12 protein-coding genes are annotated in these 20,272 nt (G+C 62.9%); 7 read left to right on the top strand and 5 right to left on the bottom strand.

Annotated elements, in window-relative coordinates; translation table 11 throughout:
• Positions 1–98: 98 nt before the first annotated feature.
• From rfbD to VFA60_09140, 3 genes are read right to left on the bottom strand one after another with little or no spacing between them, the layout of a single operon-like run.
• Positions 99–1,010 carry a dTDP-4-dehydrorhamnose reductase gene (rfbD, locus tag VFA60_09150; GenBank protein ID HZQ91945.1) on the bottom strand — a complete coding sequence of 304 codons (912 nt, stop codon included), beginning with the start codon at positions 1,008–1,010 and terminating at the stop codon, positions 99–101.
• Positions 1,007–1,570 (bottom strand): dTDP-4-dehydrorhamnose 3,5-epimerase, encoded by a 564-nt coding sequence (gene rfbC, locus VFA60_09145; GenBank protein HZQ91944.1) that lies wholly within the window; start codon positions 1,568–1,570, stop codon positions 1,007–1,009. Before rfbC ends, rfbD begins: the two co-directional genes overlap by 4 nt.
• 57 nt (positions 1,571–1,627) lie before the next feature.
• Positions 1,628–3,046: a UDP-glucose/GDP-mannose dehydrogenase family protein gene (locus VFA60_09140; GenBank protein ID HZQ91943.1), complete on the bottom strand. Its 1,419-nt coding sequence runs from the start codon at positions 3,044–3,046 to the stop codon at positions 1,628–1,630.
• A 338-nt stretch (positions 3,047–3,384) separates the two neighbouring features.
• On the opposite strand from VFA60_09140, the gene rfbB reads away from it, so the two are divergent.
• Genes rfbB through VFA60_09125 form a run of 3 tightly spaced genes read left to right on the top strand, consistent with a single transcriptional unit; the run spans position 3,385 to position 6,506 of the window.
• Positions 3,385–4,446 carry a dTDP-glucose 4,6-dehydratase gene (rfbB, locus tag VFA60_09135; GenBank protein HZQ91942.1) on the top strand — a complete coding sequence of 354 codons (1,062 nt, stop codon included), beginning with the start codon at positions 3,385–3,387 and terminating at the stop codon, positions 4,444–4,446.
• 6 nt (positions 4,447–4,452) lie between these two features.
• On the top strand, positions 4,453–5,328 hold the full coding sequence (rfbA, locus tag VFA60_09130; GenBank protein ID HZQ91941.1) for a glucose-1-phosphate thymidylyltransferase RfbA: 876 nt from the start codon (positions 4,453–4,455) through the stop codon (positions 5,326–5,328).
• 8 nt (positions 5,329–5,336) lie between these two features.
• Entirely contained in the window at positions 5,337–6,506 is a 1,170-nt protein-coding gene (locus tag VFA60_09125; GenBank protein ID HZQ91940.1) for a VanZ family protein, read from the top strand.
• Between the two features lie 71 nt (positions 6,507–6,577).
• On the opposite strand, the gene VFA60_09120 is transcribed toward VFA60_09125, so the two are convergent.
• Complete coding sequence (locus VFA60_09120; protein HZQ91939.1) at positions 6,578–7,345, bottom strand: VPLPA-CTERM sorting domain-containing protein; 768 nt, start codon at positions 7,343–7,345, stop codon at positions 6,578–6,580.
• A 298-nt stretch (positions 7,346–7,643) separates the two neighbouring features.
• Here VFA60_09120 and opgC point away from each other — a divergent pair, with 298 nt between their 5' ends.
• From opgC to lhgO, 4 genes are all read left to right on the top strand, one after another.
• Entirely contained in the window at positions 7,644–8,786 is a 1,143-nt protein-coding gene (opgC, locus tag VFA60_09115) for an OpgC domain-containing protein (GenBank protein ID HZQ91938.1), read from the top strand.
• A 20-nt stretch (positions 8,787–8,806) separates the two neighbouring features.
• Positions 8,807–9,913 carry a hypothetical protein gene (locus tag VFA60_09110; protein HZQ91937.1) on the top strand — a complete coding sequence of 369 codons (1,107 nt, stop codon included), beginning with the start codon at positions 8,807–8,809 and terminating at the stop codon, positions 9,911–9,913.
• A 130-nt stretch (positions 9,914–10,043) separates the two neighbouring features.
• Positions 10,044–10,937: an exosortase/archaeosortase family protein gene (locus VFA60_09105; GenBank protein ID HZQ91936.1), complete on the top strand. Its 894-nt coding sequence runs from the start codon at positions 10,044–10,046 to the stop codon at positions 10,935–10,937.
• A 29-nt stretch (positions 10,938–10,966) separates the two neighbouring features.
• Positions 10,967–12,202: an L-2-hydroxyglutarate oxidase gene (gene lhgO, locus VFA60_09100; protein ID HZQ91935.1), complete on the top strand. Its 1,236-nt coding sequence runs from the start codon at positions 10,967–10,969 to the stop codon at positions 12,200–12,202.
• 66 nt (positions 12,203–12,268) lie between these two features.
• Here lhgO and VFA60_09095 read toward each other — a convergent pair whose 3' ends face one another.
• Positions 12,269–20,098 (bottom strand): LamG-like jellyroll fold domain-containing protein, encoded by a 7,830-nt coding sequence (locus tag VFA60_09095; protein ID HZQ91934.1) that lies wholly within the window; start codon positions 20,096–20,098, stop codon positions 12,269–12,271.
• Positions 20,099–20,272: the final 174 nt, after the last annotated feature.

The raw sequence follows: 20,272 nt of genomic DNA, 5'->3' as shown, positions 1-20,272 counted from the left end.
GAGTTACGTCGGTTCATGCGGAGCGGTCACAGCTTGCCAAGCCCCAAGGATTCCCACAAGTAGTTGATTATAAGCAGTTTACCGGTAAGCTGGCGCGCCTAGTCTGTGGTCTCGCCGCGTTGCCAGTCTTCGACTGCGAGGTGAAGTTGCTCGCGCCAACCCGGAAAACGGATGCCGAACACCTGTACGAGTTTCTGATTGTCGAGCACGGAGTTGGCGGGGCGGCGCGCGGGCGTGGAGAATTCGGCCGAGGTGATCGCCTGCAGGCGCTCCAGAGCTTGCCGGCAGGCCGCCGCGTCGGGCGCGTGCGAGTTGGCGACCTCGCTCAAAATGGCGCGCGCGAATTCGTGCCAGTTGGTTTCGCCGCCGGCGGTCAAGTGATAGACGCCCGCGCGCTGCGCAAGTTCGCCGGCCGGCTTGCGGAGCACGGCTGCCGTGGTTTCGGCGATCAAGCGCGCCCAAGTCGGCGTTCCCTTCTGGTCAGCGACGACGCGCAGCGGCTTGCCTTCGCGCGCGAAACGCAAAATCGTCAGGAAGAAGTTCTTGCCGCGCGTGGCGTACACCCAAGCCGTCCGAAAAATTAAGTAATGGCCACCCACGGCCTGGATTGCCTGCTCGCCCAGCAGTTTGCTCGCGCCGTAGGCGTTGATGGGACCAACGGGGTCGTCTTCGCGATAGGGGCGCTTGAAATCGCCGCTGAAAACATAGTCAGTGGAGTAGTGCACCAGCAAGGCGCCGATGCGCGCCGCCTCCTCCGCGAAGATGCCGGGCGCGCGGCCATTCACTTCGTCGGCGATCGCGCGCTCGGCCTCAGCGCGGTTCACATCCGTATAGCCGGCGGCGTTTATCACAATGTTCGGAAGCAGATCGCGTACGGTACGGCGGATCGCGTCAACGTTGCGGAGATCCAGCTCCTGCCGGCCGAGCGCGACGACGTCACCCACCGCCGCCAGGGCTCGCTGGAGCTCCCAGCCGACCTGGCCGTCTTTGCCGGTGACGAGGACCTTCATGGCGCGTTGTAAGCGGGCAGATGCTGGGCGGCGATCTGCGAGAGCCGCGGGTTTCTGCGGTCTTTGTCGGAAAGTAGCGGGTCGCTCAGGCCCCAGTTCAGGTTCAGGTCGGGATCGTTCCACAGGACGCCGCGCTCGTCGGCAGCGTCGTAGAAGTCACTGCACTTGTAGAGGAACTCGGCTTCGTCCGACAAAACGACGAACCCGTGCGCGAAGCCAGCGGGAACGTAAACTTGAAGCATGTTCTCGGCCGAGAGTTCCACGGCCGCGGAGTGGCCGAACGTTGGCGAGCCACGGCGGATGTCGACGGCGACATCAAGCACGGCGCCGCGGATTACACGGCAAAGCTTGGCCTGAGGCCGACGAAGCTGATAGTGAAGGCCGCGAAGGACGTTCTTCACCGAGCGAGAGTGATTGTCCTGCACGAAACGGTCGTGAATACCGAGTTCGGCGAACTGCGCAGCGTGGTAGGTTTCCAGGAAAAAGCCGCGCGCGTCACGCCAAACCCGCGGCGCAAGAACACACAGGCCGGGTATACCGGTTTCCTTGCGCTCAAACATGTGTGAGAGGCGGCGAGTATAGCACGCTCGCCCGACTCGACCTGACGCTGCCGCCGGCTAGTCGCGCGCGGTCGCAGGCGATGAAGCCATGGCAGCGCGACGGTTGAGCGGCGTGATGGTGGCGCGGCCGACGCTGACGTAGGTAAGGCCATGCGCGGCCATGTCCTCCGGCCGATACATGTTGCGCCCGTCGAGGACGATGGGATACTTCAGTTCGCCTGCCAGGCGCTCCAGGTCCAGGCGCGCGAACTCCTCCCAGTCGGTGAGGATGAGCAGCGCGTCGGCGCCACGGGCCGCTTCATAGGGCCCTTTGGCGAAGCGCACGATGTCGCCACCGAGCTCTTCACGAGCGCGGTCCGCGGCGGCGGGATCGTAGGCCACCACGTCACAGCCTTCGCGGAGCAATGCCTGCACCAGCGCCAGCGCGGGCGACTCGCGGATGTCGTCGGTCCCGCCTTTGAAGGCGAGCCCAAGCACGGCCAGGCGCTTCCCTTTCAGCGTCCAGAGCGTGTTGCGCACTTTGCGGAGGAATCGCTGCCGCTGGTCGTCATTGATGCGGGTGACCTCCTCCAGCAGGCGGAAGTCGTAGCCGCAGTCGCGCGCCACGGCACGGAAGGCGAGCACATCTTTCGGGAAACACGACCCGCCGTAGCCGATGCCGGGCCTCAGGAAGCGCGGGCCGATGCGAGAATCCAGACCCACGCCGGTGCACACCTGCTCCACGTCGGCGCCCACGGCTTCGCACACGTTGGCGACGGCGTTGATGAAGGAAATCTTGAGCGCGAGAAATGCGTTGGAGGCGTGCTTGATGAGTTCCGCGCTTTTGGTGCTGGTCACGATGAGCGGCGGCGGAAAGTCAGCACCGCCCGACGGCTGCTTGATCGCGCCCGGCTGGGTGTAATACGCGCCGCTGGTCAGGGGCTCGTAAAGCGTGCGGAGCACGCTGGCGGAGCGGTCATTGTCGGCGCCCACCACGATCCGATCGGGATACAGAAAGTCGGTGACGGCGGTGCCTTCGCGCAGGAACTCAGGGTTGGAGGCGACGTCGAAATCCACCGGAGAGGGCGCGTTCAGCGAGATGACGCGGCGCACCCATTCGCAGGTGTACACCGGCACCGTGCTCTTCTCGACGATGACGGTGTAATCGCCGAGCTGCTGTCCAACTTCGCGCGAGACAGATTCGACGTACGAGAGGTCGGCGTCGCCGTTCTCGGTGGGCGGTGTGCCGACGGCGATGAACACGACGTGGGCGCCGCGCCCGGCTTCGGCCAGGTTTCCGGAGAAACGCAGCCGGCTTCCGCGATGCCGAGTGAGCAACTCGGGCAGGAACTGTTCGTGAATGGGAGTCTCGCCGCGCACCAAAGCGGCGACCTTCTGCTGATCGTTATCGATGCAGACTACGTCGTGACCGATCTCAGCCAGGCAGGCTGAAGCCACCAGGCCAACATAGCCCGATCCCACTACTGCGATTCGCATCTTGAAATTCCGCCCTCCCAGCAGGAAGCGTGCAAGCCGGTACCGATCCTCAACACAAACCTTTATACCTCAACCTGGTACCGCCCCACGGGGCCATTCTGCGCCTCCCGGTACTTTGGTAATGCCGCACTGCGGCAGCGGCGGCGCAGCGGGGCCGCGCTGGCTGTGGCGACATCTTACCTCCAATTCGAAGCCAGACGCGGGGCTGCTGATGGCCTGAACCTGCTGCGGTATAATCCTGCTAATCAACCAGTTAAGCACTCTCCCGACGACCCAAACTGGACGTAAACTGGCCGGTACGTGATGAGCAGTCACCCGAGGGGGAACCACGAGCGGTGTTGGAAACCATCCTTGTAACCGGCGGCGCCGGCTTCATCGGTTCGAACTTCGTGCTGAACTGGCTGGCGAATGAGCGCTCGGCGCTGGTCAATCTGGACGCGCTGACCTACGCCGGCAACCTGCAGAACCTGGCCTCGATCGACGGCGACTCGCGCTACTCGTTCGTGCACGGAGATATTGGAGACGCGTCGCTGGTTCAGGATCTGTTTCGCAAGCACCAGCCGCGGGCCATTGTTCACTTTGCGGCGGAGTCGCACGTGGACCGCTCGATCCACGGGCCTGCGGACTTCATCCGCACAAACGTCCTGGGGACGTTCCAGCTGTTGGAGACGGCGCGGGAATACTGGAAGAACCTAAGCGGGGAGCGGCGGGAGCGGTTTCGTTTCCTGCACGTCTCGACGGATGAGGTTTACGGCTCGCTGGGGCCGAAGGACCCGGCCTTCTGTGAGACGACGGCGTACGCGCCGAACAGCCCGTATTCGGCGTCCAAGGCGGGTTCCGACCACCTGGTGCGGGCCTATCACCATACGTACGGGTTGCCGACGCTGATCACGAACTGCTCGAACAACTATGGCCCGCGGCAATTCCCTGAAAAACTGATTCCGCTGATGATCATCAACGCGCTCAACGGCAAAGCGCTCCCGGTGTACGGCGACGGCATGAACGTGCGCGACTGGCTCTACGTGGAAGACCACTGCGAGGCGATCCGCACCGTGCTGGAGCGCGGACGGCCGGGTGAGACCTACAACATCGGCGGGCGCAGCGAGATGGCGAACATCGACGTGGTGAAAACAATCTGCTCGGTGCTGGCGACGGAGCGCCCCGGGAGGGATTATGCTTCACTCATCACCTACGTCAAAGACCGGCCGGGCCACGACCGCCGCTACGCCATCGATAGCAGGAAAATCGAGTCAGAGCTGGGCTGGAGACCGCGGCAGACGTTCCAGACAGGCATTCGCAGCACCGTCCGGTGGTATCTGGGAAATGATGACTGGATCCAGAACGTGACCAGCGGCGCGTACCAGAAGTGGATCTCGGTGAACTACGCGACGCGGGGATAAACAGCGATGAGAAAAGGAATTATCCTGGCGGGCGGCGCCGGCACGCGGTTGTATCCCGTAACTCACGTCATCTCCAAGCAGCTCCTGCCGGTCTATGACAAGCCGATGATCTACTATCCGCTGAGCACGCTCATGCTGGCGGGCATTCGGGAAATCCTGGTCATTTCCACGCCGCAGGACACGCCGCGTTTTGCCGAACTGCTCGGCGACGGCTCGCAGTGGGGACTGCGCCTGGAGTACGCGGTGCAGCCGAAACCGGAAGGGCTGGCGCAGGCGTTTCTCATCGGCAAGGATTTTCTCGGCAAAGACGAGGCTGCACTCGTGCTCGGCGACAACGTCTTTTACGGACACGAACTGGCGGCGCTGGTGCAGCGCGCCAGCGCCAAGCAGCGCGGGGCGACCGTATTCGCCTACGCAGTCGCCGATCCGGAGCGCTATGGCGTGGTGGAGTTCGACACCGACGGACACGCCGTCAGCCTGGAAGAAAAGCCCAAGCAGCCGAAGTCCCGCTATGCCGTGGTCGGCCTGTACTTTTATGACAATCGCGTCGTCGAAATTGCCGGGTCGCTGCGCCCTTCTGCGCGCGGCGAACTCGAGATCACTGACCTGAATAGGCGGTATCTGGAGATGAAGGCCCTCGACGTCGAGGTCATGGGGCGTGGATTCGCATGGCTCGACACCGGTACGCACGAGTCATTGCTCGAGGCGTCGCAGTTCATCGAGACGGTGGAGAAGCGGCAAGGCCTGAAGGTCGCATGCCCCGAGGAAATCGCCTACCGCCTGGGATTTATCAACCAGGAGCAACTCGGTCGCCTGGCCGCTGCCATGAACAACGGCTACGGCGAGTACTTGCGCCAGATCGTTTCTGAGCGGGTTTTCTGATCCCGTCCGTGAACGCACCCGTCGCGGACGCCAACACCATCGCAACTGCGCGGCAGCGGAAGCTGCTCGGCGTCGCATTGCTGGCGATGCTGGGCATCATCCTGTATGCCGGGGTGAGGCCGCTGCAGTTTCATCCGCCGAACGGCGCCCGCTGGATTGCCGGCGCAGACGGCATCCGCTTTGAAGAGCGCGGGATCGTGTACTCCGACCAGGCGTTTCGCGATCTTGTGCAACCCGCGGCAGATCGGCAAGAGGCGCCGTTCACGATCGAACTGGAGTTCGAGTCGTCGAAAAGCGCCGCCAGCGACATGGCTCACATTCTTTCCGACGACGAAGACGACATCTCGCCGCGATTTCTGATATCGCAATGGGGCTCGTACCTGATCCTGAAGGCCCTGTATCGGTCGCCCGACGGCAAGCGCTTTTCTTTCGAGTCGGCCGTGCCCAGGCTTTTGCGCGCCGGCAGGCCGGTGCATCTGGTGATCACGACCGCGCCCGGAGAAACGATCCTCTACGTTGACGGCAGGCCGGCGGCCGGAGTGAAGGCAATGCTGGACCTTCCCCGCTATACCGGCCGCCTGCTGCTGGGAAGCGCCGGCACCGCCAGCCGTTCGTGGTTGGGGATTGTGCGCGCGCTGGCCATTTATGAGCGATCGTTCAGCGCGGCGGACGTGGCAGCCGCGCAGACCGCATGCCAGCTAGGCGCCGCCGCCGAAGAGGCGGCGTGCTACCAATTCCGCGAACGCATCGGAACGGAAGCACATGAGGCGGCTGGGCGGCGGCCTGCGCTGCACGTGCCGGCGACGGTGGTGATGTTGCGAAGAAACTATTTGGCGTGGGACTTGCGATTCACGCGCAATGGCGTGCTCGACGTTGCCGTAAATGTCACCGGCTTTGTGCCGTTTGGAGCGCTGGTGACCGCCTACCTGGTGCTGGTTGGCGGTTGGAGCCGCGGCAAGGCGCTGGCGGCAAGCATTGCCATCGCCGCCCTGTTGAGCTGCGGCATAGAACTGACGCAGGCGTTCATTCCAGGACGCGATTCGTCGTCCACCGACGTAGCGATGAACGTGCTCGGCGCGGGCGTAGGCGCGGCAGTGTGGTTCAACAGCCGCAGAATCCGATGGCTGGTTGGGGGCGCGGGAGAAGAAGCGGGCATAGAACAGCGAAAGCCGTCTTGAGCGCAGCGCCTTGCGAAATGGGGCTGAGCCAAGCGGCCCAGGCCCCTCTCGCCAGGTGAAAAGCGACCAACCTAGCGCCCTCTGAACCAGCGTCGGCGCATCCCGCCCATGCCCAGCAGTCCGGTACCCAACAAGAACAACGAAGCCGGCTCGGGAACCGCTGCGAGCGATCCTGACGCGCCGGACCCCAGACCCTGACCGGTGTAGCTGGTGATCTGGCTGATGCTGGAGAAATCCGGATTGCTGAACTGGAATGTAAGCAACGAGGAACCACCGCCCGGCTCGTTCCAAATCTGGTTGAGGATGTTGCTCGTCGCGCCGGAAGAGAGTGACACGGGCGTGATGAGCAAACTCACACCAAAAATGCCAGGAGCAGTGCTGAACAAGGTGATGGAGGTGATGTTCCCCGTCAACGTTCCGCCGGCGCCGCTGATGGTGAAAACCTGCGGATTGGGCGGAAGCAAAGTTCCGTTCACGCTGTTGCCGCCGCTGGTGGCGAAGAACGCGAGCGGCTGGCTGCTGCCGAACGAAACGGTGGAGCCCACAGCCGAATCCCCGTTGGGATTCGACAGCAGGACCGTGAAGTTACTGAGCGAGAAATTCACTCCACCGGAAGCACTGGTAAAACTGACGATGCCGCCGGAAAACTGGAGCTCATCGGCCCTGGCTGCTCCCGCCGAAAACAAAACAACGAAGAGCAGTGCCAGAACCAAGGCACGTTTACGCATCTGATCTCCCCCTAAGTCCCGTCCCCGGCATTGCAGAACGTGACCTTCACTCGCGCGGTGTCCGCAGCGAACCCCCGAAGCACGGCGCAACTTGACCTGTGCAACCGGCATTCCAAAGTAACTGGATGTCAAGAAACCGCACCTAACTGATTATGGGAGAGTGGCTTAGGGGCGCTGGCACCATTGTGGTGCTATTCCACTTTGGCACCACCTCGCAAGAGGTTTGCGCCAATGTGAAAGGCAGGTTCACTTCTGCAAGTTGGCTGGCAGAACCACGGGGTCGTGTGGCTACGGGAAGACTACAGCGCAAGCCGGTGCACCAAGTTATGCACGGTTGGTGACTATCGTAACTTGCACGATAGTCCAGGAACTCCCGTACAATTCCTAGCACGAAGGTGCTCCCAAGAGTATGGCAACTGATCGGGTCACCCCTCTGCTGCGTGACGAGAGGATAGATGCGATCCGCGGGCTCTGCCTCGTCATCATGACGTGGGACCACCTCCCCAACCCTTTTCGCGAATTCACCTATCAGACCTTCGGTTTTGTCTCGGCTGCTGAGACCTTTGTCTTTCTTTCTGGAATTGTGAGCGCGTGGGTGTACGGCCGCGCGTTGATTGCGCATGGCATGGACGCCACCATCGGTCGCGCTCTGCGCCGTGTGCGGCTCATTTACCTGACGCATATGGCGCTGTTCACGTTCTTTGGACTGGGTCTGCTGGCGACATCCGTGCACTCGGGGACGGTTTTCGGGCTCACTCCGCTGCGAGCATGGGTGGAAGGAGCGCTGTTCCTGTTGCGACCACCGTGGCTGGAGAATTTCCTGCCGAACTACTGCCTGTTTATCGCGGCAGCGCCGATCGTGCTGAAGCAGCTGCAGCGCGGACGCCGCGGGGCAGTCCTGGCGGTCAGCGTCGCACTCTGGGCCCTGGGGCAGACACACGGGCGCTTTTATGGCGGATTCGATCCGCTCGGGTGGCAGCTGCTGTTTGTTGGCGGCATGGTAGTCGGGTTCCCCAAGGTATCGGGACGGCCGTCTGCTGTACCTCGTTCGCGCGGATGGTCGTGCGTGGCGCTGGCGGCTTCGGTGGCGTTCTTCATCCTGAGACACCGGACGGTGTTCCATCTCCCGGTGGGCCCTGGTCTGGCCACCTATCTCTCGTTCCTCTACTCGCTGGACGCGAAGTCGGTGGAGCATTACGTGCGGCTGATCAACTTTGCAGTGCTGGCATACCTGGTGTGGTCGGTTCCGCGGACTTTCGAGGCGTTTGCGCGTGAGACATCGCTTTACCGCGCGTTGGCGTTCCTGGGCCGCCATTCGCTGCAGGTGTTTGCCGGCGCGACCTGCATCTCTATCTGCGCCTATATCTACTGGCAGCGTTTTGGACATTACTCGGATCGCACGCAAATCGCTGTGCTGGTGCTGGCAACGGCCACCCTGTTCATCCCGGCGTGGATCCATCAGGCGATGAGCAAGCCTCGTACGCCATCGGTGAAAAAGCCGGAGCGGCCGCTTGCCGTGACGTCGCTGGCCGTTCCGGGACAAAACAGCTGATTTCGGAAGCTCAAGGGACCATGCAGATCGTCATCCCGCCCAAGCAGTGGATCAGAAACCCGGCTTACGATCTGTTCTTCTTCTGCGCGTTATGGTGGGTGCCGGTGAGTTTATTGGTGTTCCGCAGCACGCTAGTGGGCTCTACCGTTGCTTTTTTCATTATCTATCACATTTTCATCAGGACACCGCACTTCGCCGCCACGCTGAACTTTACTTATCTTTATGAGCCGAACCACCAGTATTACCGGACGCACTGGATGCGCTACTTCGCGCTGCCCGTCCTGATCCTAGTGGCTTACGGTCTGCGGCCCTGGTTCGACGCTCAGTCGTTCTACAGTCGAGTCCTGATCACGGTGGCAACGATCTGGGGCATGCAGCACATTGCCATGCAGAATTACGGCGTGCTGAGCCTCTATCGCACGCGCTCGGCGGCGCGGGCGGATACCCTGCTCCCCACGCTCGAGAAGACCATCTTTCACGAGCTGATGACGCTGGCAATCTTCGAGGGTGTGCTGCGCCTTTGGCTTCCGGCGCAGACCCTCGATCCATGGCTGATGCGGCTCGCGTGGGGACTGCGCGGCCTGTTCGTGCTCACTTGCGTGGCCTACGGCGCGCGCCTATGGATGCGGCGGCGGATTTCTCCACCTTCGATCCCCGGCATTCTCTATTTTCTGACGGCCATCTCGGTGATGATCTACTGGCCGGTCTACAACCGTCTTGGACCTGGGACGACCGGCAGCAATGCGTACTTTTACGTCTTCAACGGGCAGCACTGCCTGGCGTACCTGGGCCTGCTGTTTCACATGACGAGCAATCGGGAGCTTTCCAACCGGCCATTTGCGACCCTGACCCATGCGGGTTATGGGTTAGCGAAGTTCTATGCCCCGCTCGCGATCGGGGCCGCGCTGATGATCGGTTTCGCGCTTTGGCGCTACAACTGGACGCAAGGGGCGATGCCGCTGAACGTGACCTCCGGCTTCCAGGCGATTGCCGTGCTGGACGGAGTGTTTGTGGCACACTACTACCTGGAGTCGAACACCTGGAAGTTCTCGCAGCCTCACAACCGCGAAGTCCTCCTTCCGCTTCTGAAGACGCCGACTCCCGCGTCGATCGAAGCTTCGGCGTGATCTGCGGGGCCCCAACCGTCTCCGAGCGGGTGACTTGCGTGTGCACTTGTGTGCGCATCGGCCCGCGTATTAGGCTGCCGATGGGGCCTGGCAATCAGGATCAACAGGGCCGCAACGCCTAGGAGAAGCCTTGGAAACGAGCGTCAACCGAGCCGGGGTGCGACACGCGTGGTTCGGGGTGATGTTTGTCGCCGCCGTAGCGGTCTATTTCGCACCGCTGACTACGCTGGGCAGGCTTTCGTTTTCTCCTCACGAACATTACTCGCATACTCTGCTTGTACCGTTCATTAGCGCTTACCTGGTTTTCATCAATCGGGAAATGATTTTTTCCAGCACGGATTGGTCGGTTCCGGCAGGGATTGCCGGCTTTGCGGTTGCGGGCATCGGGTGGTTTGCAGGCCGGAAGTTCACACTTGAGTCGCAAGACGATGCGCTGGCCTTGACGATGGCAACGTTCGTTCTCGTTTGCGTGAGCGCTTTCGTGTTGTGCTACGGCAGGCGTGCAGCGGCGAGGGCGCTTTTCCCGCTCTGTTTGCTCGTGCTGATGGTGCCGCTGCCCACTCACGTGGTCGACAATATCGTTTATCTGCTGCAGAGCGGCTCCACAGAAGTTGCTCACGCCGGGTTCAGGCTTTTTGACGTGCCGGTCTATCGCGACGGTTTCAGCTTCTCCCTGCCGGGTGTGACCGTTGTGGTGGCGGAGGAGTGCAGCGGCATCCGGTCCAGCATGGCGCTGCTGATTACCGCGCTGGTGGGCGGCTACCTGTTCGTGCAATCCGATGTAAACCGTTGGATCCTTTGCCTTTCCGTGATCCCGCTGGCGATGCTCAAGAACGGGTTACGGATCGTAACCCTGACGATCCTGGCGGCGTACGTGAATCCTTCATTCCTGACCGGACGGCTCCATCGGCAGGGAGGGTTCGTGTTCTTCCTGATCGCGCTTGCGCTGCTGTTTCTTGAAATGCGATGGCTGGAGCGCTATCGCGCGCGGCGCAGCGGCGCGGCCGTCGCCGCCGCCAATTAGTTCGCTCGGGAACGAGGACACCTCACAGCATGGCCGAGTCTTTCGATGTGGTGATCGTGGGCGGCGGAATCGTGGGGCTTTCGACCGCGATGGCGATGCTCGATCGCGCTCCCGGACTGAAGCTCGCCGTCCTCGAGAAAGAGCGAGCCGTCGCCGCGCATCAAACCGGTCACAACAGCGGCGTGATCCATTCCGGGGTGTACTACAAGCCGGGTTCCCTGAAGGCGCATCTGTGCGTCCGCGGCGCTGCTGCTATGAAGGCCTTCTGCCGTGAGCAGGGGCTGCCGCATGAGATTTGCGGGAAGGTGATCGTGGCCACCAGCGACGCCGAGCGCGGGCCGCTGGCCGAGCTGCATCGGCGGGCGCAGGCGAACGGCGTGCCGGGGGTGGAGATGATCGGCCCCGAGCGCCTGCGAGAAATCGAGCCGCATGCCGCCGGCGTGGCGGCGATGCTCGTGCCGGGCACGGGAATCGTGGATTTCGGCGCTGTCGCGCGGCGGTACGCGGAAATCATCGCTTCGCGCGGAGGCGAGGTCCGCCTGGGCGCGCGAGTGACGGGAATTCACAACAGCGCCGCCGAGCTGCGCGTGCTGACCGAAGCCGGCGAGCTGAGCGCGTGCTACCTGGTGAACTGCGCGGGCCTGCACAGTGACCGCGTTGCCCGCATGACCGGTTCCACACTGGACTTGAAGATCGTTCCCTTCCGCGGTGAGTACTACGAACTCGCGCCGGAGCGGCGGCACCTGGTCAAAACGCTCATCTACCCGGTGCCGGATCCGCGCTTCCCATTTCTCGGCGTGCACTTCACCAAGCGCGTGACCGGCGGCGTGGAGGCCGGTCCCAACGCGGTGCTCGCGCTGAAGCGCGAGGGCTACCGCAAGAGTGACATCAGCCTGCACGACGCCGCGGAGGCCCTCGCGTTCAGCGGCTTTCGGCGCATGGCGCGGCGCTACTGGCGCAACGCCGCCGAGGAGTACTACCGTTCGTTCAGCAAGGCGGCATTCGTGCGCGGCCTACAGAAGCTGGTGCCCGAGATCCGGGCCGAAGACTTGCATCCAGGCGGATCGGGGGTCCGCGCGCAAGCCATCGAAAGCAGCGGCGCCCTGGTGGACGATTTCCGCTTCGTGACCGCCGACCGCATCATTCACGTGCTGAACGTGCCGTCACCCGCGGCAACCGCTTCCCTGCCGATTGGGGAGGCCATTGCCGACATGGGCAAGGAGTGGTTCCAATCGCTCGGCCATAGGGCGAGCGTCCACAACTAGCGTTCCCGCCCCAAAAAAAACGCGCCGGAAATTCCGGCGCGTTTTCCCTTTCGGGGTAGAACCGCGTTAAGGCTTGAATGTGACCATCTGCATCACCCAACCGCCGCCGGACAGCGTCGCCGTTGCCGAATAGCTCCCCGTGGCCGTCACCACGCGGTCTTCCAGCAGGTCGCTGTTCGGACTGGTGATAATGCGAGCGGTGAAGCCGCTCCCGGCACTCTTCGTGCTATTGGCGACCGTTGCCGCGCCGACGATGAGTTCGTTGGCGGCGGTGGTGGTTGCGGCGCCGCTGTTTGCCGAACTGCCGTTACCGCTGGCGCCTGCCTTGGCGTCCAGAGTGGTCACACCGCGATATTCCGCGATGCGTACGTCGACCGCCGTGGCTGCCTTGTTGAAGGTCACGGTGACGGTATTGGCTCCGGCTGCAATGCCGCTCGCATAGTAGATGGACTGGCTCAGAGTAGTGGTCCTCGTCGTCGGGCCAATCGCAAGCTGGTAGACGTTGCCGCGGGAATCGGTGACCGAGTTAACAACCGAAGTGGTGTCATTCCAGCCCACCACCACGACGTTCAGGTCGCCGGCGACTTGCGCCGCCGGGAAGGCAACCGAGACCGTTGACTGCGCGCTCGACGGCGTGGCGGCGTTCACCTGCGAGAAGGCGATCGGGGTAGAGCCGATGGTGTAGGTGGCGCTTCCGACCGCACTGTTCGCAAAGCCGGCGGCCGCCGCGATGGCCTGCACCGTCGTCGTTGTGCTCACCGTGATCGGGCCGGTGTATACGGTGGACGACGTGGTCGGCGTGGTGCCGTTGGTGGTGTAGTAGATCGTGGCGCCCGGCGTAGCATCGCTGATCGTGACGGACTGCGCGGTCGTGTAAGTGCCGGCTGCCGGACTGAACACCGGCGTCGCCGTCACCAGCGTGTAGGTGGCCGACCCGACCGCGCTGTTCAGTAAGCCAGGCGCGGCCGCAATGGCTTTCAGCGTCTTGCTCGTGTTCACCGTGATCGGACCCGAGTAGACGGTGGAGGACGTGGTCGGCGTGCTGCCGTCGGTTGTGTAGTAGATGGTCGCGCCGGCGGTCGAGTCGGAAATTGTGACCGACTGCACCGTCGAGTACGTTCCCCCCGCCGGGCTGAAGGTCGGCGTTGCCGCTGTCGGCTGCTGGATGGTGTACGTGGCCGACGCGACCGCGCTGTTCTGGAAGTTCGGCGCGGCTGCGATGGCCTGAATCGTGGTGGTGGTGGCCACCGAAATCGGGCTGGAGTAGACCGCCGACGAAGTGGTGGGCGTGCTGCCGTCGGTGGTGTAGTAGATCGTCGCTCCCGGCGTCGTATCCGAGATAGTGACCGACTGTGCCGATGTGTACGTTCCGCCGCCCGGGCTGAAGGCAGGCGTGGCCGCGATCGGGGTTCCGCCCAGCGGCGTGTTCATGTCCTGCTGAATCTGCGCGGCCGTCAGCGCCCGGTTGTAGATGCGGACTTCATCAATGGTGCCGTTGAAGTAGAAGCCGCCAGTGCGCCGGCCGATGTTGACGTTCACCGCCTGATTGAACTGCGAGCCGGGAACCGTGCCCAGGATCACGCCGCTGTCGAGCACGCCGTTCACGTATATGTTCAGTGTTCCAGCGGCGGCGTCGTAAACACCGGCAACGTGATACCAGGTGTTTAGGACACGAGCTGTGTTGGAGTAGCGCTGGGTGATGGTCGTGCTGGTCGGTGACACGCCGATGCCAAAGGTGTGCGGACCGGTGTCAGGACTGGTCTTGAACTGCCACCCAGCGGTGCCGTTCGACTTGGCGACGATCTGGCCATCGTCCGCCGGATTGGCGGCGGCGTTGACCCACGCCTCAACCGTCATGCTGCCGGTGAGCTGCAGCGCCGTCGGATTGCCGAGATCAACGTAGGCAGAGGCGCCGTTGAAGGTCAGCGCCTTGCCGTACTTTCCAGTGTTCGTCCAGGTCGCGCCGACGATCGTGCCGGTGATGTTGTTGCCGGAAAGATCAGTGACGGTTGTGCCCGTTCCCTCGTTGAACGCATACGCCGCGACCAAGCCGCTGACATTGGAAACCGTCACATTCACGTTCGTGGCCGTGGCCTGATTGTTCGCGCCATCGAAAGCGGTCGCCGAGATGGTGTGCGGGCCGTTGGAAGTGCCGGAGCTGTCCCACGAGAAGGTGTACGTGGGACCGGCACCGGTGACCGGTGAGCCGAGCGGGTTGCCGTCGAGCAGGAACTGCACCCGGTTCATGGCGACGTTATCGGTGGCGTTGGCGACGAGGTTGATCGTGCCCGTAACCGTCGCGCCATTCGCCGGCGACGTGATCGAAACCTGCGGCGGCGTCGTGTCGAGCGCGATCGTGACCGAAGCCTGGTTCGACGGAGCGCTTTCGTTAGCGGCCGCATCCACCGCAGTCACCTTGTAGAAGTACGTGCCCGCCGCGGTGAAGGACGTGTCCGTGTAGGACGTGGTCGCGGACTGTCCGATCCTGTTGCCCGGGCCCGGCGTGAAACCGGAAGTCGTCGAGCGATAGACGTTGTAACCGGTAACGCCCACATTGTCGCTGGAAGCCGTCCACGTCAGGCTGGCCGAGCCGGGCGCGGCCGTGATAGCGAGGTTCGTCGGCGCGGTCGGGGCCTGGGTGTCGCCCGAGGGGACCGGCAGCTTGGTCATGGCGGCGACCGATGGGACACCGTTGGTGTTCACCAGGAACAGCATGTACGGTCCGGGAGTTGCCAGGTTGGCATTCGCCGGCGCCGTGACCGTCAGCGAGCTGCTTCCGGCGGTGAAGTTGAGCGGCACGTACACCTGGCTTTCGTTGAAGTCGTGCGTAATTGCCCCGAGGCGGATCAGGGAGACCTTGGCGATGGTGGCAGCGTCCGGCGTCTGCACGGTAAACGCCTGGCCATAGTTGAGCTGGGCCGGCGCCGAGGTGATGGTCGGCCGCGTACCCTTGAAGAGGTACGGCGGCGAGTAGATTTCCGAACTCGGCTGATCCGTAGGATCTGAATTCCCGTTAAAACGCCCGCCACCGCTGACCAGGACGCGAGCGTCAGGCAGCAACAAAGCGATGGAGTGATAGAGACGGGGCGTATGCATTGAGGCCAGCGTCGTCCACGCCTCGGTGTTCGGGTCCCACAACTCGGCAGCCAGGACGGCCGTTGACAGATCGATCGCGTTCGTTGTCGTGCCGCCGCCGGTCACCAGGACAGTGCCATCCGGGAGCACGGTCGAGGTGTGATAAGTGCGGGCAAAGGCCATATTGGCGATCTGCCGCCAGGCCGGCGTCGGCTGGTTCATGTCGATAACGTACGCGGTTGCCGCCGACGGGCGCGTCGAGAGGTCGGGGTTCGCCGAAGTGCCCATCTTGATGATCTTGCCGGGCAGGTACATGGCGGCGCTGCCGCCGTCGTAGTTGTGCGACGAATCCACCAGGCTCCACTTCTGCTGCCCGATGTCGAGCACCCAGGCCGCGATGGGGGCCTCGGTCGTCGAGCTCACGAACAAGCGCCCATCGGGCAGCACGAAATCGTGCGGATAGTAGGGCGGGGCCCAATTGTTGGCGCCGTTGAGCGGTGTCCAGTTGTTGGCGACTGGATCATAGATCTCGGGTGTCTTCACGAAGCAGCCGTCGCAGTTGCTTTCGCCGGAAATGACGATCACGCGGCCATCGGGCAAAGGAGTAGCCGTCGGATACCAACGTGGGTTGGCCATACTGGGTCCGACAGTCCAAGTGTTGTTCGCGGAGTTAAAGATCTGGCTGACGTCGAGACCGATGTGCGCGTTGACGTGACCACCAACCACAAGCATGCGGCCATCCGCCAGGATCGTGTTGCCGCCGCAGAAGATATTGTTTGGTGACGAGAAGAAGTTGAACCCGCCGCTTCCCGGATCCCAAACGTAGGTATTGAAGCCGAGGCCCTGACCGTCCCACATCAGCACCTGGCCGTTCGGCAAGAGATTGGCGTGCACCGAAACCAGCGGCCAGTTTGTGACATTGGACCACTGTCCCATGGTCGCTGCGGTGCCGGAGCCCACCGTGACGCTAACCGGGGCGCTGGTCGCTGAATTGTTGGAAGTGTCGGTAGCCACCGCCGTCAGCGTGTGCGGACCGGCAGTCGTGGTGGTCGTATCCCAGGAAATGGTGTAAGGCGCGGTCGTGACCGGGTTGCCGAGATTGTTGTTATCAAGCTTGAACTGCACGCTGGCAACGGCAACATTGTCCGAGGCCGAGGCCGTAACCGAGGTGGCGCCGGAAACCGTTGCCCCATTCGCAGGCGCGGTGATGGAGACGGTCGGCGGCGTGGTGTCGTTGGGCGGCGCCCCCGTCCCCAGCGGGGTATTCATGTCGTTCTGGATTTCGGCCGGGGACAGCGCGCGGTTGTAAATGCGTATTTCGTCGATCAGCCCGTTGAAGTAGAAGCCACCGGTGCGGCGGCCAATATTTACGTTCACCGACTGGTTGAACTGCGATGCGGGAATCGTCCCTACCAGCGAGCCGTTTGAAAGCGTCCCGTTGACATAGATGTTGAGGGTGCCGGCGGTTGCGTCATAGACGCCAGCCACGTGGTACCAGGTGTTCAATGAGCGTGGGCCCGCCGAGTAGCGCTGGGTTCGGCTGGTCGCACTGGCCGACACTCCAATTCCGAACGTCTGCGGACCGGTGTCGGGCGTTGTCTTGAACTGCCAGCCGGCGGCGTCGTTCGACTTGGCGATGATTTGGCCATCGTCGGCCGGATTAGCGGCGGCGTTGATCCAGGCCTCCAGCGTCATGCTGCCGGTCAACTGAAGCGCCGTCGGGTTACCGAGATCCACGTAACTGCTGCTGCCGTTGAATGAAAGGGCCTTGCCATATTTGCCCGTGGTGACCCACGTGGCGCCGACGATCGTGCCGGTAATGTTGTTGCCGGAGCGGTCGCTCACCGTGGTGCCGGTGCCTTCGTCGAAGCTGTAGGCGGCCACTAGACCGTTGCCACCGGCGTTGACCACCGTGACGCTAACTGGACTTGACGTGACCGTATTGCCAGCTCCATCGCGGGCTCGCGCGGTGAGCGTGTGCGCCCCATTGACGGTTCCCGTCGTGTTCCACGAAACGCTGTAATTCGGCCCCGCTCCGGTCTGCTCCGCGCCGAGGTTCGCGCCGTCGAGCAGGAACTGCACTCCGGCGATCGCAACGTTATCGGTGGCGTTGGCGGTCACCGTGACAGTTCCGCTTACGGAGGCGCCCCCGGCGGGCGCGGTGATCGAAACCGCCGGCGGGGTCGTGTCAACGACCACGGAAGCGGACGACTGATTCGACGGCGGCCCGACATTACCGGCCGCATCCTGCGCCGTGACGAGGTAGAAGTACGTTCCGCTCGAACTGAACGACGTGTCGCTGTAGCTGGTCGAGGCTACCTGCGCGATCTTGTTGGCAGCGCTTGGCGCGAATCCCGACGTAGTCGAGCGATGAATGTTGTAACCGGTCACGCCCACATTGTCGGTCGCAGCCGACCAGGTAAGATTCACGGTGCTGCCCGCGGCAGTGGCACTCAGAGAACCCGGCGCGGTAGGGGGCTGCGCGTCGCCGCCGGCCAGGGGCAAGCGCGTCATGGCCGCGACCGAGGGCACTCCGGTGTTGTCCACCAGGAACAACATGTAAGGCCCCGGAGGCGCAATGCGGCCGTCCGCTGGAGCGGTGACATCGAGTCCGGTACCGTCGCTCTTCACCTGGAAGGTCAGCGGTACGAAACGCTGGTTCTGGTTGAAGGCGTGCGTGACCGCGCCGAGCGCGATCAGGGATACCGAACCGATCCGCGAGGCATCGGGCGTCAACACCGAGAAACTTGTGGCGTATTGCAGCAGAGCCGGGGCCGAAGTAATCGTTGGCCGTGGCCCCTTGAACAAGTACGGCGGGGAGTAGATCTCGGCATTGGCCTGATCGGCCGGATCGGGCTGCTGGCGGGCCGTTTGACGTCCGCCGCCTGCCACGAGGACACGCGCGTCCGGCAACAGCAGCGCGATCGAGTGATAGAGGCGCGGCGTCTGCATGCGCGCCATCGTGGTCCACGTCTTGGAGGATGGGGACCAGAGTTCCGCCTCGTAAACAGCGGTGCTGAAGTTCGCGGGATCGGTGGTTGTTCCACCACCGGTTGCAAGCACCTGGCCATCGGGCAGGATCGTAAGGTTCAAGAATGAGCGCGGAAACGCCATCGGGGCCGTCGACTGCCACGAGGGGGAAGCCTGCGTCATGTCGAGGACGTAGGTTGTGGCGGCGGATGGATGTCCTGGATCATCCGCAGTCGCCGTACCCGCTTTGATGACCTTGCCGGGCAGATACATGGCGGCGCTGTGACCGTCGAGGATGCGGTTGTCGATGGTCGTCCAAGTTTGGGTGTTTAGATCGAGGGCCTGCGTTATGTTGGCCCGGTCATCCTGACCGGTTACCAGTACGCGGCCGTCCGGCAAGACGAAGGAGTGTGGATAGTACTTGAAGCTCGGTTGGCTCGTAGTCGCGGCCATCAGGCTCGAAGTTCCGGTGACCGGGTTGTAGATTTCGGGCACGTCAGCAATACATGACGTACAGGTTGTGGTGCCTCCCTGAATCAGGACGCGACCGTCCGGCAGCGTTGTGTTGGTGGGGTAGTATCTGCCGGTGACCGCAAACCCGCCTGCCGTCCACGTATTCGAATTGGAATCGAAGGTTTCCGTGTCGCGCGGACCAACATCATCTACAAGCCCAACAATTCCGCCGGCGACAAACAACCGGCCATCCGCCAGGAACGAATGTCCGGAGCAGAACAGGTTGGTCGTGCTGTAACTGGCATCGGTAAACGTATTCGTCCCGGGATGCCAGAGCTGGGCTCCGCCGCTGGCGGTGAAGTCGGACCAGGCGAGCACATCGCCTGATGGCAGCAGCGAGGCGTGTACCGCCACGATGGGCCAATTCATGACCGACGACCACTGGCCGATTTGAGGAGGTCCGGGAGGAGCAACCGTGATGGAAACGCTGGTGCTGAACGCCGTATTACCGGCGAGGTCGCGAGCTTTCGCGGATAGCGTGTGTGGGCCGAGGCTGGCCGTAGCACTGTTCCATTGCAGGTTGTAAGGGGGTGATGTGACTTCGGCGCCGAGGTTGGCGCCGTCGAGAAGGAACTGAACCCCGGCGACCCCGACGTTGTCGCTCGCAGTGGCGCTGAGGGTGGTCGTGCCGGCGACCGTCGCCCCATCGGCCGGCGCAGTGATCGAAACCGTGGGCGGCGTGGTGTCAGGACCCGCTGGAGCGGGTACCGGGGTGTTCATGTCGGTCTGGACTTCGCTTTGGGAAAGTGCGCGGTTGTAAATGCGCACTTCATCAATCAGACCGTTGAAGTAGTAACCCCCAGTGCGGCGGCCGATGTTGACGTTTACCGCCTGGTCGAATTGAGAGGCGGGGACGGTTCCGCTGAGTGTGCCGTTATTCAGAACACCGTTCACATAGAGACTGAGCGTGCCTGCGGTTGCGTCATAAACGGCAGCAACGTGGTACCAGGTGTTCAACGCGCGGACGGTGGTTGAATAACGTTGCGTACGGCTGTTGGACGTACCTGAAACACCAACGCCGAAGGTATGCGGCCCCGTGTCCGGCGAGGTCTTCACCTGCCAGCCGGCGGCGTCGTTCGACTTGGCTACGATCTGGCCGTCATCGGCGGGATTCGCCGCAGCATTGATCCACGCTTCCACCGTCATGCTGCCGGTCAGGCGCAGTTGAGCTGGGTTTCCCAGATCGACGTAGCTGGTGCTGCCATTGAACGACAGCGCCTTCCCGTACTTGCCGGTCGAAACCCAGGTCGCCCCGACGATGGTCCCGTTCAGATTGTTTCCTGAACTGTCGGTGAGCGTCGTGCCGGAGCCCTCGTTAAACCCATAGGCAGCAACCAACCCGGGCGTTTGGGCGAATGATGGCGTGGTAATGGCGATAAATAGGGCAACGAGTCCAGCCGTGACAACGAGCCGATTGTGAGCCGAAAACACCTTGCGTGTCGGTAGCACCTGGGCAGTCCTTTTTCTACCTACTCCGCCGGATGGCGGGATGAATGCACTTGGCACTTAGGG

The sequence above is a fragment of the Terriglobales bacterium genome (genome assembly GCA_035651995.1).
Taxonomy (GTDB): Bacteria; Acidobacteriota; Terriglobia; order Terriglobales; family Acidobacteriaceae; genus DASRER01.
The sequence above is the reverse complement of the archived record's forward strand: the minus strand, read 5'-3'. Positions and strand labels throughout refer to the sequence as shown.

Excerpts from the sequence above, each read along its gene's own strand:
- rfbD (HZQ91945.1), bottom strand. The coding sequence starts at position 1,010 with ATGAAGGTCCTCGTCACCGGCAAAGACGGCCAGGTCGGCTGGGAGCTC.
- rfbC (HZQ91944.1), bottom strand. The coding sequence starts at position 1,570 with ATGTTTGAGCGCAAGGAAACCGGTATACCCGGCCTGTGTGTTCTTGCG.
- VFA60_09140 (HZQ91943.1), bottom strand. The coding sequence starts at position 3,046 with ATGCGAATCGCAGTAGTGGGATCGGGCTATGTTGGCCTGGTGGCTTCA.
- rfbA (HZQ91941.1), top strand. The coding sequence starts at position 4,453 with ATGAGAAAAGGAATTATCCTGGCGGGCGGCGCCGGCACGCGGTTGTAT.
- VFA60_09120 (HZQ91939.1), bottom strand. The coding sequence starts at position 7,345 with ATGCCGGTTGCACAGGTCAAGTTGCGCCGTGCTTCGGGGGTTCGCTGC.
- opgC (HZQ91938.1), top strand. The coding sequence starts at position 7,644 with ATGGCAACTGATCGGGTCACCCCTCTGCTGCGTGACGAGAGGATAGAT.
- VFA60_09110 (HZQ91937.1), top strand. The coding sequence starts at position 8,807 with ATGCAGATCGTCATCCCGCCCAAGCAGTGGATCAGAAACCCGGCTTAC.
- lhgO (HZQ91935.1), top strand. The coding sequence starts at position 10,967 with ATGGCCGAGTCTTTCGATGTGGTGATCGTGGGCGGCGGAATCGTGGGG.